The organism is Desulfatiglans sp. (genome assembly GCA_012513605.1).
Classification (GTDB): domain Bacteria; phylum Desulfobacterota; class DSM-4660; order Desulfatiglandales; family HGW-15; genus JAAZBV01.
Genome location: JAAZBV010000081.1, coordinates 14,673 through 32,370, shown reverse-complemented (window position 1 = coordinate 32,370; position 17,698 = coordinate 14,673). Strand labels below are relative to the sequence as shown.

At 42.3% G+C, this 17,698-nt stretch carries 15 protein-coding genes; 11 read left to right on the top strand and 4 right to left on the bottom strand.

Going from position 1 to position 17,698, the window contains the following annotated elements; all coding sequences use genetic code 11:
* From GX654_10445 to GX654_10430, 4 genes are all read left to right on the top strand, one after another.
* Positions 1 to 387: TOBE domain-containing protein (locus tag GX654_10445; GenBank protein ID NLD37275.1), on the top strand; the 387-nt coding region annotated here is incomplete at its 5' end.
* The gene (locus GX654_10440) at positions 384 to 1,232 is read left to right on the top strand and encodes an ABC transporter permease (GenBank protein ID NLD37274.1); all 849 of its coding nucleotides are present in this window, start codon (positions 384 to 386) and stop codon (positions 1,230 to 1,232) included. The genes GX654_10445 and GX654_10440, both read left to right, overlap by 4 nt.
* A gap of 1 nt (position 1,233) precedes the next feature.
* Positions 1,234 to 2,031, top strand: coding sequence for an ABC transporter permease (locus GX654_10435; GenBank protein ID NLD37273.1), 798 nt, complete (start codon positions 1,234 to 1,236; stop codon positions 2,029 to 2,031).
* Between the two features lie 17 nt (positions 2,032 to 2,048).
* Complete coding sequence (locus tag GX654_10430; protein ID NLD37272.1) at positions 2,049 to 3,071, top strand: extracellular solute-binding protein; 1,023 nt, start codon at positions 2,049 to 2,051, stop codon at positions 3,069 to 3,071.
* 112 nt (positions 3,072 to 3,183) lie between these two features.
* On the opposite strand, the gene GX654_10425 is transcribed toward GX654_10430, so the two are convergent.
* Complete coding sequence (locus GX654_10425) at positions 3,184 to 3,648, bottom strand: hypothetical protein (GenBank protein ID NLD37271.1); 465 nt, start codon at positions 3,646 to 3,648, stop codon at positions 3,184 to 3,186.
* Positions 3,649 to 3,992: 344 nt separating this feature from the next.
* Here GX654_10425 and GX654_10420 point away from each other — a divergent pair, with 344 nt between their 5' ends.
* Both GX654_10420 and GX654_10415 read left to right on the top strand, forming a co-directional pair.
* Complete coding sequence (locus tag GX654_10420) at positions 3,993 to 4,145, top strand: hypothetical protein (protein NLD37270.1); 153 nt, start codon at positions 3,993 to 3,995, stop codon at positions 4,143 to 4,145.
* Complete coding sequence (locus tag GX654_10415; protein NLD37269.1) at positions 4,142 to 4,366, top strand: CopG family transcriptional regulator; 225 nt, start codon at positions 4,142 to 4,144, stop codon at positions 4,364 to 4,366. Before GX654_10420 ends, GX654_10415 begins: the two co-directional genes overlap by 4 nt.
* Here the strand turns inward: GX654_10415 and uvrA are convergent.
* From uvrA to GX654_10400, 3 genes are read right to left on the bottom strand one after another with little or no spacing between them, the layout of a single operon-like run.
* Entirely contained in the window at positions 4,350 to 7,163 is a 2,814-nt protein-coding gene (gene uvrA / locus GX654_10410; protein ID NLD37268.1) for an excinuclease ABC subunit UvrA, read from the bottom strand. The genes GX654_10415 and uvrA overlap by 17 nt on opposite strands.
* Positions 7,164 to 7,166: 3 nt before the next feature.
* A complete protein-coding gene (pdxA, locus tag GX654_10405; protein NLD37267.1) occupies positions 7,167 to 8,174 on the bottom strand; it encodes a 4-hydroxythreonine-4-phosphate dehydrogenase PdxA in 1,008 nt (335 codons plus the stop codon).
* 14 nt (positions 8,175 to 8,188) lie between these two features.
* Entirely contained in the window at positions 8,189 to 9,529 is a 1,341-nt protein-coding gene (locus tag GX654_10400; GenBank protein ID NLD37266.1) for a sigma-54-dependent Fis family transcriptional regulator, read from the bottom strand.
* A gap of 421 nt (positions 9,530 to 9,950) precedes the next feature.
* On the opposite strand from GX654_10400, the gene GX654_10395 reads away from it, so the two are divergent.
* The 5 genes from GX654_10395 to GX654_10375 all read left to right on the top strand — a co-directional run bounded on the left by GX654_10395 (position 9,951) and on the right by GX654_10375 (position 17,697).
* Positions 9,951 to 10,934, top strand: coding sequence for a lysophospholipid acyltransferase family protein (locus GX654_10395; GenBank protein ID NLD37265.1), 984 nt, complete (start codon positions 9,951 to 9,953; stop codon positions 10,932 to 10,934).
* A gap of 34 nt (positions 10,935 to 10,968) precedes the next feature.
* On the top strand, positions 10,969 to 12,507 hold the full coding sequence (locus tag GX654_10390) for a B12-binding domain-containing radical SAM protein (GenBank protein ID NLD37264.1): 1,539 nt from the start codon (positions 10,969 to 10,971) through the stop codon (positions 12,505 to 12,507).
* Positions 12,508 to 12,527: 20 nt separating this feature from the next.
* Positions 12,528 to 14,528, top strand: a complete 2,001-nt coding sequence (locus GX654_10385; GenBank protein NLD37263.1) for a GAF domain-containing protein — start codon at positions 12,528 to 12,530, stop codon at positions 14,526 to 14,528.
* Positions 14,529 to 15,671 (top strand): hypothetical protein, encoded by a 1,143-nt coding sequence (locus GX654_10380; GenBank protein NLD37262.1) that lies wholly within the window; start codon positions 14,529 to 14,531, stop codon positions 15,669 to 15,671. It abuts the gene before it with no gap.
* 394 nt (positions 15,672 to 16,065) lie between these two features.
* On the top strand, positions 16,066 to 17,697 hold the full coding sequence (locus tag GX654_10375; protein ID NLD37261.1) for a 2,3-bisphosphoglycerate-independent phosphoglycerate mutase: 1,632 nt from the start codon (positions 16,066 to 16,068) through the stop codon (positions 17,695 to 17,697).
* Position 17,698 lies beyond the last annotated feature (1 nt).

Below are 17,698 nucleotides of genomic sequence, written 5' to 3'. Positions count from 1 at the left end.
GAAGGGGAGATTATCGAGATTACTGAAAAAAGGGCAGTTATGCAGACCTCTGACATAGGGAAAATCACAGTTGATCTGGATAAGGAGCTTAAGATCGGAGACCATATAAAGGTAACACTCAGGCCGGAAAAGATACACATTTCCAAAAAGGCGCAATCGCTTGATTCTTCAAAATGGAACTGTATATCCGGTAAGGTTGACCAGATGGTCTATACCGGTTCCCATACCAGGTTTATCATAAAGACCGAGTATGGGCGCATATTCAGGACATTCAAACAGCATGCCAAGTATTTTACCGATGAGGAACCCATACAGTGGGAAGACAATGTCTTTATCTGGTGGCATGCGGATGACAGCTTTATTGTTGAGGTGAATGGCGATAAATGATCAAAAATTACGGACAGCGTTATACATTTCCTATTATGGTGTGGCTGACGGTATTTTTTGTAATACCATTTTCCATCATCCTGGTAGGCAGTTTTCTTGACAAGGGGCTGTACGGCGGATTTGAGCCTTCCTTCTCTATTGATGCCTATAAGGCGCTCTTTTCTGATACCATGCGCAAGGTTACTTTGAATACCATATTTATCAGTGTCGCAACAACAGTGTTTACAGTATTGCTTGCCCTCCCTACTGCCTATCATATAGCAAGGTCGCCCTATAAGGAAAAACTGCTTTTCCTGGTTATTATACCCTTCTGGACAAATTTTCTTATACGCATATTTGCCTGGATAGCGGTTCTGGGCAATAATGGTCTGGTAAATAATTTTCTTATCAGCATAGGCATTTTCAGCTCCCCTGTCCAACTCTTATATAACAGGTGGGCTATCATACTGATTATGATCTATACGTCACTTCCATTTGCTATTTTGCCGCTCTATGCGGTAATAGAAAAATTTGATTTTTCTCTGCTTGAGGCAGCAAGGGATCTCGGTGCAAACAAATGGCAGTCCATGTACAAGATACTTATACCGCTTATTATACCGGGGATATCAACGGCTGTTCTATTTACCTTTATCCCTGCCTTTGGTAATTTCGCCATACCTGATATTGTTGGCGGCACTGATGTGCGGATGCTGGGGAATATTATTAATGAAAAGCTGAAAACTGCCCGAAACTGGCCATCTGCAGCAGCCATCTCAATGATACTCACCACAATCTCTGTTGTGATGGTACTGCTTTTTAATCGAATAACCTCATCCAAAGAGCGGAAGATCGGAGGAAATATCTGATATGAAGGATGTATCTGTCCGGTCACACATTAAACACAGGATATCCGGCGCCTTTTTCTGGTTCACCATGCTCTTCTTTTATGCCCCGCTTCTGGTGCTGATAGTATTTTCATTTAATGAAGGCAGGTCAATGAATTTTACCGGGTTTTCATTCAAGTGGTACAAGGTTCTGTTTTTTGACTCTGCAAAGCTCTGGGGCTCTTTTTACAATACCATACTTATAGCGGTAACCTCCGCGCTGGTATCAACCATGATAGGTACCCTTGGGGCAATAGGCATATACTGGTATAATTTTAAAATGAAAAGATACCTTGAGGTGGTGTCATACCTGCCAATTATCCTGCCGGAGATAATCATTGGCGTATCAATGCTCATGTTTTTTGCAGGCATGAATATGCCTTTGGGGCTTTCAACCATTATTATTGCACATATAACCTTTAATATCCCCTATGTGCTCCTTATTGTTATAGCGAGGCTTTCGGAATTTGACTATTCCATAATAGAGGCCGCCCATGACCTTGGCGCCACAGAGATGGATACCCTTTTAAAGGTGATTATACCCATGTGTATGCCAGGTATAATTTCAGGCTTTCTTGTAGCAATTACCCTTTCGGTTGACGATTTTGTTATCACCTTTTTTGTAACAGGGCCGGGCGCATCAACCCTGCCGCTTCATATATATTCCATGCTGCGATTCGGGTTGTCGCCTGCGATCAATGCGCTTTCTGTTGTTCTGATCGTGGGCAGTCTTATAATGGCGTTTATGTCAAAAAAAATGTTCAGGCATATGTTTAACTAAGAAAAGGAGAAGAGATTATGAAAAAATTATGTTTGATTCTTATCTGTATGATAGCTGCCATGTGTTTGTTCAGTTGCGGTGACAGCAGGGAAAAACTCTATATCTACAACTGGACCTATTACACCCCTGAAGAGGTGATAAAGGGTTTTGAAGAGAAATATAATGTAAAGGTTATCTATGATGAATTTGCCTCAAATGAAGAGATGTTTGCAAAGCTCAAGGCAGGCGGTTCAGGGTATGATATCACATTCCCTTCAGCAGATTATGTCTCAATCATGATAAAAGAGGGTATGGTTGAAAAGATAGATAAAAGCCAGATACCGAATTTTAATAATATAGATCCTGAACTGTTGAACAGTATTGAATATGATAAAGGATGTGAATATTCCGTGCCCTATTTCAAGGGTGCGTCAGGTGTAGCGGTAAACAAGAAATTTGTAAAAGATTACAATAGGGATATGAGCGTTTACCTTAAACCTGAACTCAAGGGCAGGATGACGCTCCTTGATGATATGCGTGAGGTCATGGGCTTTGCACTCAAGGCGAACGGCTATTCTGTAAACACCATTAACCCTGCTGAGCTTGAAACGGCAAAGGATCTTATACTTAAGTGGCGTGAAAATATACTCAAGTTTGATGCTGAGTCATTTGGCAAAGGTTTTGCTTCCGGTGAGTTCTGGGTAGTACAGGGATATCAGGAATCTATATTGCTGGAGATGGAAGAGAGCGCAAAGGCTGATGTTGACTTTTTTATTCCTGAGGCAGGAGGGCCTTTGTATATAGATTCCATGGTTATTCTTAAGGATTCAAAAAACAAGGATCTGGCCCACAAGTTTATAAACTACATACATGAACCTGAGGCACATGCAAAGTTTGTAGATTATTTTGGTTTTCCATCTATCAATGTGCCAGCAAGAAGCATCAGGACAGGAAAGCCTGTATATACAGAGGATGACCTGAAAAACTGCGAACTGAAACTTGATCTTGGTGAAAATCTTGAGCTCTATAATAAGATCTGGGAAGAGATAAAGGTAAAATAGTGCCCTCATGGGCATTCTAATGTAGGGGCACGCTGCAGCGTGCCCTTTTTATTTCTACCACCCATAAACTTTCGGGCACAATGCGTAGTGCCCCTACAGTGAACAAATTTTATTAACGCTCAATATTCATCATCCTGGCAAGGGATTTTGCGAGGTTATCCAGAACCGATTCATCCGGCAGTGTGACCTTTAATGTGATCTTGCCATTTTCATCCCTTTCAAGACATTCTGAAAGCCGGGTTTTAAAACCTTCTGTTAATTGTTTGACCTTTTCCGATTCCTCATCCTGAGTAAACATTGCCCCAAGGAAATTAAAAGCAGCGCCAACATGCTCGCACACCTGGCTGCATTTACTACATTTGAAGTTAAGCTCCATATTTTTTGCTGGTTTCATGCCTATTTTCACATTGGCCTCGATCAGGTCGAGTTTGAACATATCATTATTCAGAACTACCTGGTCATCTATATTTATTTCAAAACTCCCTCCCTGGCGTATAAGGTTTTTACCTTCATCACCGAGTAATTTACACACCTCAATATAGGTAAGGTGTGAGAGCTTGTCTTTTAATGTGATCATTATTTTTCTCCGTGTGTGCCCCGGCCAGATATGACAGCCTGAAATAAAAAACAGTGTTCTTTTCTAATCGTATCAGTTCATATTTTCAACCTATGTTCTTCATTTTTTTAAGATTATTTGGATGGGTCGTGTCAATTGGAGGCGCCAATGATACAACCCAAGTTTACACTTAAAGAGTCGCATATTCAATTTATTGAGCAATTCAAACTGGTGAAAAATTTAAGCTGCTTTCAACTTTGAACCTTGACTCATCTTACTCTAAATATGTAATTATTTGCCATGAGCTGGAAATGGATTATAATTGAAATTGACATAAGGTATAATAAAGGTATACCATTTATACTATGATAGAATTTGAATTTGACAAGAACAAGGGTCAGTTAAATAAGAAAAAACATGGGATAAACTTTGTTGAGGCCCAGGCTTTATGGGAAGATACAGATCGCATAGAAATCCCGACAAAAACAGTCTCGGAAAGAAGAGGTAGAGATTTATGAAAGCTAAAGATTTAGATGAAAAATTTGATTCAGGTGAAGATATCACTGAATTCCTTGAAATGGATAATGCCAGGAGGCCTGGACAGGAACAGAAGAGAGTTAATGTGGATTTTCCTGTCTGGATGATTCAAGATCTTGACAGAGAAGCTAAAAGACTTGGAGTGCCGCGACAATCCTTAATTAAAATCTGGATAGCTGATAGACTTAAAGCAACTTCTTAAGGTAGGATGCTGTATATGAATTCTCCACATTAATAATCTCCTCCGGTGTACCAGCCGCTATAACATTGCCACCTGCATCACCCCCTTCAGGGCCAAGGTCTATTATATAATCTGCTGTCTTGATCACATCAAGGTTGTGTTCAATAACTATAACGGTATTGTTTAGTGATACAAGGTATCTTAATACCTCAACGAGTTTTTTTATGTCCTCAAAATGGAGCCCGGTCGTCGGTTCATCAAGCAGGTAGAGTGTCTTTCCTGTGTCCCTTTTAGATAGTTCCCTTGCGAGTTTTATCCTCTGTGCCTCGCCGCCTGATAGTGTGGTAGCAGACTGCCCAAGCTTCACATAACCTAAACCCACATCAACAAGTGTCTTAAGCTTATTTTTGATATTGGGGATATTTTCAAAGAATTTAAACCCCTGGTTTATGGTCATATCAAGCACCTCAGCGATGTTCATGCCCCTGTACTTTATCTCCAGTGTGTCCCTGTTAAATCTGCTCCCCTTGCAGGTCTCGCACAGTACATGCACATCGGGCAGAAAATGCATCTCTATCTTTATAAGCCCGTCACCATTGCATGCCTCGCACCTGCCGCCCTTTACATTGAAACTGAACCTGCCGGGGTTGTAACCCCTTATCTTTGATTCAGGTAACATGGCAAAGAGGTCCCTGATATATGCGAATATGCCTGTATAGGTGGCAGGGTTTGACCTCGGTGTCTTGCCTATGGGGGTCTGGTCTATGCTTATTACCTTGTCTATGTGTTCTATCCCCTTTATCTCTCTCACCTTCCCGACTTGCTTTTTGGACCTGTAGAGTCTCTGGGCTATGGCAGGGTAGAGGGTCTCGTTAATAAGTGTGCTCTTGCCTGAACCTGACACACCTGTAACGCATATGAATTGCTCAAGGGGAAATTCAACATCTATGTTTTTAAGATTGTTCTCTTGTGCGCCGCGGATAATAAGTTTTTTACCACTGCCCTTTTTTCTCTTATCAGGCACAGGTATCTTAAGCCTGCCGGAAAGGTATTTACCTGTAATGGAGACCTCCGATTTTAAAAGTTCAGCAGGCGTCCCGCTGAATACCACCTCACCGCCGTTAATACCTGCGCCCGGCCCCATGTCTATCACCCAGTCGGCAGATTCTATGGTTTCAGAGTCATGCTCAACAATAATGACGCTGTTACCAAGCTCCTTTAGCCTCATGAGATTATCAAGCAGAAGACGGTTATCCTTTTGATGAAGCCCGATACTCGGTTCATCCAGCACATAGAGCACACCGGCTAAGCCTGAACTTATCTGTGTTGCAAGCCTTATACGCTGATTTTCCCCGCCTGATAGAGTCGCGGATGACCTGTCCAGAGTCAGATATGAAAGACCCACGTTGTTAAGAAAGGTGATCCTTTCTTTCAGCTCCTTTATTATCCTTCTTGCTATATTCTCTTCCCTTGCAGTTAATGAAAGACTGTTAAAAAATTCATAGGCATTCTTGATGGAAAAGGCAGTGAGTTCATTTATTGAATATCCTCCTATCCTTACTGCCCTGCTTATTTCATTTATCCTTGAACCCCTGCAAGCAGGGCAGTCCATTACGCTCATGAATCTCTCTATCTCTTCCCTTGCCTGTATGGAATCTGTCTCCCTGTATCTCCTTTCAAGTGAGGGCAGCACCCCTTCAAACGGGCGGTTATATTCATAGCGCTTCCCCTCCTTTTCAAAACAGAAGCTTATCTCTTCAGCGCCTGATCCGTGCATCAGGATTTCCTGTATCTTTTTATGGAGGCTTCCATAAGACTGGTATATGTCGATCTCATAATATTTACAGATGGATTCAAGCATCTGCTGAAAATAGAGGGAGTTTCTTTTTGACCATGGTGAAATGGCACCTTCTCTCAATGAAAGGGATGGGTCAGGCACAATAAGGTCGGGGTCAAGATACCTCTTCTTGCCCAGACCACTGCATTCAGTGCAGGCCCCGTGGGGGTTATTAAATGAAAACATCTGTGGTGTAAGCTCCGGGATGCTTATACCGCACTTTCTGCATGCCGCACTGGTGCTGAAAAATATCTCTTCAGACCCGATAACATCAATAATGGCCTGGCCATTAGCCATCTTAAGGGCGAGCTCCATCGAGTCGGTAAGCCTGTTTTTTATTTCCTTTGTAATGACGAGCCTGTCAATAACAACGCTTATATCGTGCTTCCTGTTTTTATCAGGGTTTAACTCCTCCTCAAGCAGCCTTATCTCATTATCTATCTTTATGCGTGTGAACCCATCCTTCCTAAGGTTGTTAAAAAGCTTTGTAAATTCACCCTTTCGACCCTCTGCAAGGGGTGCCATGATCTGGATCCTTGTATTTGGTTCAAGTGCAATAATCCTGTCCACAATGGCCTGCGTTGTCTGTGAGGATATCTCTATGCCGCAGACAGGGCAGTGGGGATGGCCAATCCTTGCGTAGAGCAGCCTGAGATAATCATAAATTTCTGTGACCGTGGCCACTGTTGAACGGGGGTTTCTTACTGATGCCATCTGTTCTATGGATATGGCAGGTGACAGGCCCTCTATATAATCCACATCAGGCTTGTCCATCTGCTCAAGAAACTGCCTTGCATATGCGGAAAGGGATTCTACATAGCGCCTCTGTCCCTCAGCATATATGGTGTCAAAGGCAAGGGATGATTTCCCTGACCCTGAGAGGCCGGTGACCACCACCATCTTGTCCCTGGGGATATCAAGGTTTATGTTCTTAAGATTATGTACCCTTGCGCCCCTTATCCTGATAACACCTGCTGTCATCTATTACTTACCTTTATACCTCTTTCTGTTATGCGCCATGCGCGCAGCCATGAGTATAGCCGCCTTAAGGCTCATATGGTCAGCAATGCCTTTCCCTGCAATGTCATAGGCCGTGCCGTGATCCACAGATGTCCTTATGATGGGAAGGCCCAGTGTGACATTAACCCCGTCTGAAAAATGGATGAGTTTGAGCGGGATAAGCCCCTGATCATGATACATGTTTACCACGGCATCATACTGACCTGTAACCGCCTTGGGGTACAGCGTATCAGCGGGGAGTGGGCCTGTCACATCAATCCCCATGTTAATGGCCTTTTGTATTGCAGGGCGGATGCTTGTTATCTCCTCAGTTCCAAACATACCCTCTTCACCGGCATGCGGGTTAAGGGCCGCAACTGCAATGCATGGGGAGCTGATACCAAAATCCCTTTTAAGGGAAAGGGCTGTTATGGATATTGTTTTAACAATATTTTCAATGGAGATTTTATCAGGGACATCCCTTAATGCGCAGTGAATTGTTACCAGTGTAACCCTGAGTTTATCCCCTGCAAGCATCATGACATAATCATCTGTATTTGTGAGATGCGCAAGCAGTTCTGTGTGGCCTTCAAAGTTAAAACCGGCCCTGTTCATTAGCGCCTTGTTTATCGGGCAGGTTACCATTGCTGACAACTTGCTTTTCATGGTCATGTCAACCGCGGAAAGGATATAATCCACCATTGCCTTGCCCCCTGTTGCCGTGGGTTTGCCGGGTACAAAATCGGCCTTTTCAAGTGAGGATACCCTTATAACCTCAAGCTTACCTTTTTGACCAACGGCCTCTTCAGGCGATACAATTTCTTTTATCATGACAGATTTATCAGCATAATATGCAAGCACTCCTGGGTCGCCAATGATAATCGGCCTGCATACCCTGAATATATCATCCTCACATAATACCTTTGTGATTATCTCCGGCCCCACACCAGAGGGGTCGCCCATTGTTATGCCAGTTAGAGCTCTTGTATCCATAGTCTGATTACATTCTACTCCTGCCCATTCATTTTCTTGATAAGCGTGTTCCTGTGTATCCCTAAGATTCGCGCTGCATCCTTTCTGCTCCCCTGAACCCTCTTAAGCACATCGTTGATATAATCCTTTTCAAATATGTCTACCGCATCCTTAAGAGGTATATCCTTTATTTCCATCTTGTTGAGGCTGAAATCTGAAATGTTTTTTGGGAATATCACATTACCCTTTGTAATGGTTGTCAGGCGTTCTACAAGATTCTGGAGTTCCCTTACATTTCCAGGCCATTCATAATGATCAACAAGTATCTTTTCAGCGCTGCCTGAGAATTTTTTTACAGGTTTTCCATTGGATTTTGAATATAGTTCTAGAAAATGGTTGAGCAGTAGAGGGATATCCCCGCGCCTCTCTCTTAGAGGTGGTATCTCAACAGGAAATACGTTAAGCCGGTAGAAAAGGTCTTCACGGAAATGGCCTGTCTGTATGAGCCTTTTTAAATTTTTATTGGATGCGGCAATAAACCTCACATCGATCTTGATCAGTTTTGTGCTGCCAAGCCGTTCTATCTCCTTTTCCTGTATCACCCTCAGGAGCTTTGCCTGCATGGCAATATCAAGGGTGTCCACATCATCCAGAAATACAATCCCCTTATCTGCCAGTTCAAGCTTCCCGACCTTCACTGCGGATGCCCCTGTAAATGCCCCTTTGATATGGCCGAATATCTCACTCTCCATAAGGGTTTCAGGGATAGCTGCACAGTTAACCACAACAAAGGGCTCATCCTTCCTGTTGCCAAGCCTGTGTATTGCCCTTGCCACCAGCTCTTTTCCTGTGCCGCTTTCACCCTGTATCAGCACTGCGCCATCACTGTTACTTATGGTGGAAATAAGTTCAAAAATTTCAATCATCTTCGGGTCCTGCCCCACTATCTTTTCAAAGGGTTGGAATCTTTCAAGCTCGTCCTTGAGATAGCTAACCTTTCGGAGCAGGCGGTGTTTTTCTATTGCCCTGCTTACAACGTTGATGATCTCCTCAACAACAAACGGTTTCACTATATAATCATATGCCCCGAATTTCATGGCCTCAACTGCGGGCTTTACATCCTTCACAGCGCTTACCATGATGACCTCTACATCAGGGTCTATACCCTTGAATTTTTTTAATAGCTCTATGCCGTTTGAATCAGGCAGCAGGATATCGAGCAGTATCAGGTCAATGGATGTCTCAGAAAAAAGCTGCAATGCCTGTTCTCCTGATTCAGCAAGAAAGATATTGTAGCCTGAACCCAGAACCATTTTAAATGACTGCAAGACACCCTGTTCATCATCTACAACAAGGATCGTAGCCTTTTTATCCATCGTATTTTTCCCTTTCAAATATGTAGGTTGTGGCCCCAGTATAAGGCCAAAAATACAAATCATTCAATTAATGATAACAATTGTTCATGGAAAAAATCTTAAACTGAGACAAGAAAGAAATTTTTCTTGTATCTCTATCAGAAAAACAGCCATTTGCACAATTATTTGTGCATGCGTGCACAATTATTTGTGCCTTTTCCCTTTTTTTCAATGCCCTGTCACCCCTCTGTTTCTGAAACAGAAACTATAGCATTTTGATTATTTAAATAAATAACCAATAAAAACAAGGTGTTTTAAGAATGGAAAAATTCGGATCAAAGGTTTTCTGCACCGCTTCCACCGAAACAGGGCCATGGCATGGTTGTTGAGTCAGCTCATATAAAGACCTTTTTAAATAATCTTTTAATCAAAAGGGAGCGAAATGGAAAGACTTGGATTGAGTAATTTTTTGCAGACCAGATTTAATATTTACATGTATTTGTTTTTGGGATGGGGATTTGCCAGGTTCTATATCTTTTTTCTGGGCAGAATTTATTACCTGTTCAGAAGAGGTGAAAAACAGAGAATCAGACAATCAGTTGCAGATGTTGTTACTCTTATGAATCGTAAAAATGAAAAGGATGAGATCTTTAAAAAGGTCATTTCCGGTATTTTGGCTCACTATTATGAAAAGCTGTTTATCGCCTTTGAAGATAAAAAAAGGGCCACACAATTTCTGACCCGAAATATTTCTGCGGGAAATATTTCCATTATAAAAAATGGCCTTAATAGGGGAAAAGGGGTTATCCTTATCACAGGCCATTACGGCGCCATCGAATATGTCCCAACACTTTTAGCAGTTAACAATATCAACATATCCATGATTGCCAAATTTAAAACATCGCGGCTCAGGGAAAAGATTTTTAAGCAGGCTGGTAAATATGGTATCAGAATGATTGACGCAGATACCAGAGGTAATGTATTAAATAGGGCAATAAACGAGCTCAGAGAAAACAGGGTTCTTGTGACCCAGTGTGATGAATTTGATGAATGGCGGCCATCAGTAAATAACAGGACAACATTTCTTGGCCATGTTACAGGGGTTGACCGCACCATTAATATACTCATTAAGAGGGCAGGCGCTGAGGTCGTGTTTGGCCTGTTACACAGGTACAGCCTTAATCAATATTCACTTAATATTTTTTCCCGTGAGCAGATGTGCAGGATGATCCCATCCATGAAGTCAAAGACATCTGGTGAAATGGTTTTAAAGATGCTTGAGCAGTTTATTTTGAGGTATCCGGAACAATGGTATCAATGGAAAAAATACCCGGAGCTGAGCAGTTCCCATACAGTTTTCGGGCACAGGGCAGAAACTGAGCTATCTCATCCGGTACTCCTGCCTCTGCTTGAGACTCAGGTTTAAATAGTTACATAATTAAACAGGAAAGGGCTGCATATTGATACTATTCATAGAACCTGTCTCCAAAAACATAGGCATGTATGTCCCGGCCTACCCCCTTCCACTTCTTGAGATTGCAGGGTATGTTAAAAAACAACGGCCAGGGAGCGATATCAAGGTCATATCTTTACCAATGGATTATGGGCTTCCCCTGAACCAGGCTGGCAAGGAAAAGCTCTACGATGAACTGCTGCATGATATATCAATGCTTAAACCACTGGGGATAGGTATTTCATGCACAGCGATATCACAGGCAGAGGAAACCATAAGCTTATGCGAGAGGATAAAAAAACAGGCCCCCGGAATATTTTTATTTCTGGGGGGATATTTCCCCACAATTTACTATGAGGAGATTTTCAAGAGAACAGATGCAGTTGATCTTATTGTAAAGGGGGAGGGTGAGATACCTGCCCTTAAGATCATAGAGAGGCTTGAAGATGGTAAAGAGCCCAGAGATAAAAAGACAGCAGGGCTTGTCTGGAAGAAAAACGGGGGTTTAATTCATACTGGTGACAGTGAGAGGTTTGATCTTACAGAAAAGGCACCACTTGATCTCTCCCTGCTTGATAACCCCGGGGCTTATGATGTGCTGCCATATTCATTCAGCAGGGGGTGTCCCTTTAAATGTAATTTCTGCATGGAGGATTATATCCGGCCAAAAAGATTTACTGTGCCATATGAAATAGTAGAGCAGGACCTGACCAACCTTGAGAGCGGCTGCACTGTAAAGGAGATTGTAGTCTGTGATGCCCTGTTTAAATCATGTGACCTTGTTCCATTATTAAGAAAACTTGATATGAAGATCCATTTTGAAACCAGATGTGATATTTTTAACCCTGAATTAATCCCTGAAATCTATGATGTATGCGGCACCCTTGTGCTAGGTTTTGAATCAGCAAGCTTCAGCACGCTTACCAGGATGAACAAGATTAAGGGCCATGACCATTATAAAAGATATCTTGACAATACCATTTCTATCTTTAAAAAGGCATCTGAGTATGAAATCCCCCTTATGATGTTCATGATTGCAGGTTATCCGGGTGATACAGAGGCTGACCTGATAGAGAGTTATAATTTTGTGGAAAAACTCAGCAGCTATTGCAGTAGTGCAGGGCATATATTCAAGATCGGTGAGTGTCATGTGTACCCGAAAACAAAGATACATGGTCTTGCACTTTCATTGCCTGATTGTCTGTTTGATGATGATGGTGTATTTGGCCAGAATGTTGTAAGAAAACCATCACGTGACCTGGATTTTGAAAAGGTCATGTCATATACAGAGAGGATATACAGGCTTTCAAATAATACAGAAAAACTACAGAATGCATTTTTAAAAATGGTGCCATTTTTCAGGCTCCCTGCATCATCCCTCACAGACCCTGTTATACCTGATCCATGTTATAAAGATGGCGAAAGGGATATCCTTAATGTAAATAGTGAACACCTTGAATCGCTCAGGGGGGTGCTTTCTACCCTGAGAAGAGCAAAAAAGAATGAATTGTCAGGTGAGAGAAGCGGAAGGGTTATAAATCTTTAAGGTAAGCAGAGTGTTCTTATATGAATAAAGAGGTAAGCTGTATAAATTCGAGGGCTATAATAAACTATGTTAAAAAAAACATGGGTGACCTGGACTATCTATTAAAAGATCTTGATCCGGTGATAGATATTTTACCTGATCCCGAATCATATCTCTGCGATGGATCCAACTGGATTTCATGCACTGTTGCCTCAAGGCTGTATGAAAGGGCAAGGCTCTATTTTAAAGATGAAATGACCGCATTTCATATAGCCCGGTATGCGGCAGAGAATTTTCACCTGGGATATGGGCAGCGCATCATTGTAAAGGCTTTCTTCACGATAAAAATGGGTCTAAAGAACCTTCAGAGAATTAATGATAAATGGAACAGGAACAAGAAGGTTGAACTGGTTGAGATCAAAAGTAACAGCGCTATTGTCAGGCTTCACTGGACAAAGGGGATGGATGTCTCAAAGGATATATGCCTTTACAACCAGGGGGCATACAGTTATATGCCTGTCATATGGGGAGGTTTTCCCATTTCGGTAACAGAAAAGGGGTGTTATTTCAGTGGCAACCCTTATTGTGAATATCATTTAAGCTGGTCATCAAAGAATAACATCAGGATATTTTTCTCAAGATTTTTCTCATCCCGGTCAGTGTTAAACGATACCATAAAAGAGATGGAGAGGGACAAGCTCATTATTGAACATAAATTTGAAGAGGTAAACCGGCTCAATACAGACCTTAATAACAGGGTAAAACAGCTCCAGGCAATACAGGAGACTGGCAAGGCCATCCTTTCTGTCCTGAACCTGGATAACCTCCTTACTGTGATCATGAATACCCTTTCCAGTGTGTGCAATATACAAAGAGCACTGATACTCCTTGTTAATGAAAAGAGGGGCGTTCTGGAGTATATTCATGCAACAGGGTTTGAGGGTGAACTCCCTGAAATGATATCAAGATACAGGGTGCCCCTTAACAGTGTGAACAATATGCTTGTGAGAGTTTTAAATTCAGGCAGATCAGAGTATGTGCCTGATGTTGAAAAATCGAACTTGCGAAAGGAGAATATTGTTTTAAGCTATGGTAAATCCAGATCAGTTAATGTTGTACCTCTTATAACAGGGGAAAAGGTGATAGGTGTTATTGCAACCGATTCGCTTGAGGTGGATGGCGTGCCCGGAGAGACACGCGATGCCCTTGAAATTTTTGCGCCCCAGATCGCTATAGCAATAGAAAATGCAAGACTCTACAAACAGCTTAAGGAGCAGATGCTGGAACTGAAGCGTTCACATGCACTTTTAAGCAGGGCGGAAAAGCTTGCATTCCTCGGGGATCTGGCTGCAAGGCTTGCCCATGAAATCAAAAACCCGATGACTGCCATAGGCACCTTTATTCAGATGCTGCCCTATAAAATAGATGATGAGGAATACAGGGTAAATTTTCACAAGATTGCCCTTGAGGAGACAGAAAGGGTAAATAACCTCATCTCAGAGCTTCTTGACCTGGTAAACATCAGGGAATCGAGATTTGAATCAACAAACCTACACGAACTGATAGAAAAGATGATACTGCTGGTCTCACCCAAGAGTAATGCAAAGAGGATAAGGGTTGAAAGGGTTTTTGATCCGGTAATTAAAAAGGTGTGGATTGATGGTGAGAAGATTAAACAGGTGATATTAAACCTTCTTTCCAATGCAGTGGAGTTCACCCCTCAACAAGGAATGATAATGATCACCACAGAAAGATTCACTGAAACCAACAATGGCACCGGCGTCCGTATAATAGTTGAGGATACAGGTGAAGGCATCCCTGAAAACCTGATAGATAAGATCTTTGACCCATATTTTACAACAAAGCATAAGAGCGGTGATCACAGGGGCACAGGCCTCGGGTTGTTTATTGTTCATCAGAATATAGTGGATCATGGCGGCACTATTGAGGTGAAAAGCATGGTGAAAGAGGGGACAAGATTTATAATTGATCTTCCTGGCCACCCTCAGAATGGCCATAATATATTGGAAAAGCAGTTATAGATGCGGATAAGAAAAATTATCATAGCAAAGGTAAAACTGCCTTTTAAAGATGAGTTTTCACATTCATTAAGAAAAAGACTCTGGGTGAATAATATTGCAGTGATCCTCCTTGGAGAAAATGACAGGGTACTGGGGGCAGGAGAGGGCGCTCCGAGGTCATATGTGACCGGTGAAACCGCTGAAACTGTTGAAAAGGATATAAGTCATCTTGTTGACAGGAAGGAGTTTCCTCTTGATCTTGAGTGCGTGGAGCAGATATGGGCACTGATAGATGCAATGCCTTGCGGAAAGGAGATGAATGCATCCATATGTACAATTGAAATGGCCCTGCTTGATGCACTGGCCAGGTGTGAAAACAGGCCGCTGATGGATTATTTTTCAAAGGCCTGTTTTACCGATACTGTTTTTTACGGGGCAGCCATACCCCTCGGGAATCTGGAGGTCGTTGAAAAGGTATGCGAGAGGATCAAGGCACTTGGTATATCAAAAATAAAGCTGAAACTGGGCCATGATTATGGGCATAATCACAGGCTTTGTGAAACAGTAAGCAGGGTTTACAGTGAGGGTTATGACCTCAAGGTTGATATAAATGGTGCATGGGGCCTTGAAACAGGTGAAGCTCACCTTGAACTCCTAAAAAGGTATAAGGTTCAGTTACTTGAACAGCCGATGTCCCCTGATGACCCTGATATCATCAGGCTGAGCCGGAAGGCCCTTAAACATGGGATTGAACTGATGGCAGATGAGTCTGCCTGTACCCTTGGTGACCTTGTTGCCATTAATGGAACCGGGTGTTATCAGGTGATCAACATAAGGCTCTCCAAATGCGGAGGGTTCAGACGTTCCTTGAATATGATAGATTACTGTCGCAAGAGAGGCATGAAGTTTCAGATCGGCTGCCAGCTCGGTGAATCAGGTCTTTTATCTGCTGCAGGGCGCGCACTCTCACTTCTTTCAAATGATGCTCTCTATTATGATGGTTCATATGATAACCAGCTTCTTGCGCAGAATATTACTGACAGGGATGTATCATTTGAATTCGGGGGAAAGGCCCAGGTTTTAGATAGTACAGGGCTCGGTGTGGAAGTAGATATGAAAAAGATTAAGAGGCTTTCTGACAGATTTTTAACAATAAATATATAGAAATTAACCTGAGTCTGGCATCAAAATTGCTATATAAGTTATCAAGGAAATGGAGTCTCCCTCCTTTACTTCATTCCTAATCTCTGAAAAAAGACCCTGTCAGGGCTGCCCTGACAGGGTCTTTTTTTTCTTTATAGCTATTTAATGGAAAAATTAAATTAAACAAAAGATATCAATGTATTACATTAAGTTTATTAGGAGTTCCTGTAACAGCATGATCGGGTTTATCTTGATCTTAACCATTCTTTTTTTATGAGGTCTAATAGTAAAATTGAAGAATAGACGAAAAGTTGACGCAGCACATAATATAGGTAAAAAATAATAGATTTCTTGACCAGTTTCTCTGTTTTGTCGTAACATCCATTCTTAAATACCAAATCTAATGGAGAATAAAATGTCCCTTGAACTAGCGCCCCTGAAAAATTTTAAAGGAAGAAAAGGCCCGCTGCTTTTTATTATTATGGATGGCATAGGGATCGGTAAGAATGATGAGACCAATGCAGTTTATCTTGCAGATACGCCTGTCCTGGATCGCCTGTTTAAATCAGAACTCTACACAATGTTAAAGGCGCATGGCAGGGCTGTAGGTCTTCCCTCTGATGATGACATGGGTAACAGCGAGGTGGGGCACAATGCACTTGGTGCAGGGAGGGTCTTTGAGCAGGGGGCAAGCCTGGTTAATACTGCACTGAGGAACGGAAATGTATTTACGTCAAAAATATGGCATGATATGGAATCCCGCTCAAAAAAAGGCGGGACTATTCATTTTATCGGGCTTCTTTCCGATGGTAATGTCCATTCCCATATTGATCATCTTTATATATTTATAGGTAAGTGTTTGGAATCAGGAGTAAAAAAGGTGAGGGTACATACCCTGCTGGACGGAAGGGATGTTGGCGAAAAGAGCGCGCTTTCTTACATTATTCCGACTGAAAAAAGGCTTGAGGATATATCAAGGGATAAAAACCTTGATTACAGGATAGCCTCAGGTGGGGGACGCATGAAGGTTACAATGGACAGATACAATGCGGACTGGAACATAGTAAAAAGGGGATGGGATGCCCATGTGCTTGGCAAGGGCAGAAGATTCAGGTCTGCTGAAGAGGCCATCAAGACCTATTATGCTGAAGATCCTCGGATCACTGATCAGTACCTTGATTCATTTGTCATTACAGGTAGTGATGGTGAACCATGCGGCACAATAAAGGATGGTGATTCGGTTGTATTCTTTAATTTCAGGGGTGACAGGGCTATAGAGATATCAAGGGCCTTTGCAGAAAAGGATTTCACGGAGTTTGACCGCGGCCCCTTACCGGACATCCTTTATGCAGGCATGATGGAATATGACGGCGATACACATATCCCGCCCAATTATCTTGTACAGCCCCCTTCCATAGAGCGCACTGTGAGTGAATACCTGTGTGCTTCCAGGATCACATCCTTCGCTGTATCAGAGACCCAGAAGTTCGGTCATGTAACATATTTCTGGAACGGGAACCGGTCAGGATATATTGATGAATTCATTGAAAAATATATTGAAATACCATCTGACAGGATACAGTTTGATAAGGCGCCCAAAATGAAGGCCATTGAGATCAAGGATGCGGTTATCACTTTGCTTGAGACAGGAAAATACCGGTTCGGCAGGCTCAATTTTGCAAATGGCGACATGGTCGGCCATACAGGGGTTATGGATGCAGCCATAACAGCGGTTGAGATGGTGGATAAATGCGTTGGCGAGCTTATTTATGTTGTTGAAAAACTGGGTGGGATTGCTGTTGTTACTGCTGATCACGGTAATGCGGATGTCATGTTTACAATAGGAGAGGATGGAAAGAAAAGCGTAAAGACATCACATACACTGAACCCTGTACCTTTTGTCATTGTTGATCCCCAATATAAAGGCGAATACCGGATGGCTCAGCTAAAGGAGAGGGGCCTTTCCAGTGTAGCAGCAACCCTTTTAAATCTTATGGGATATGAAAAGGTTGAGGATTATGACGCCTCTTTGATAGAGTTTATATGAA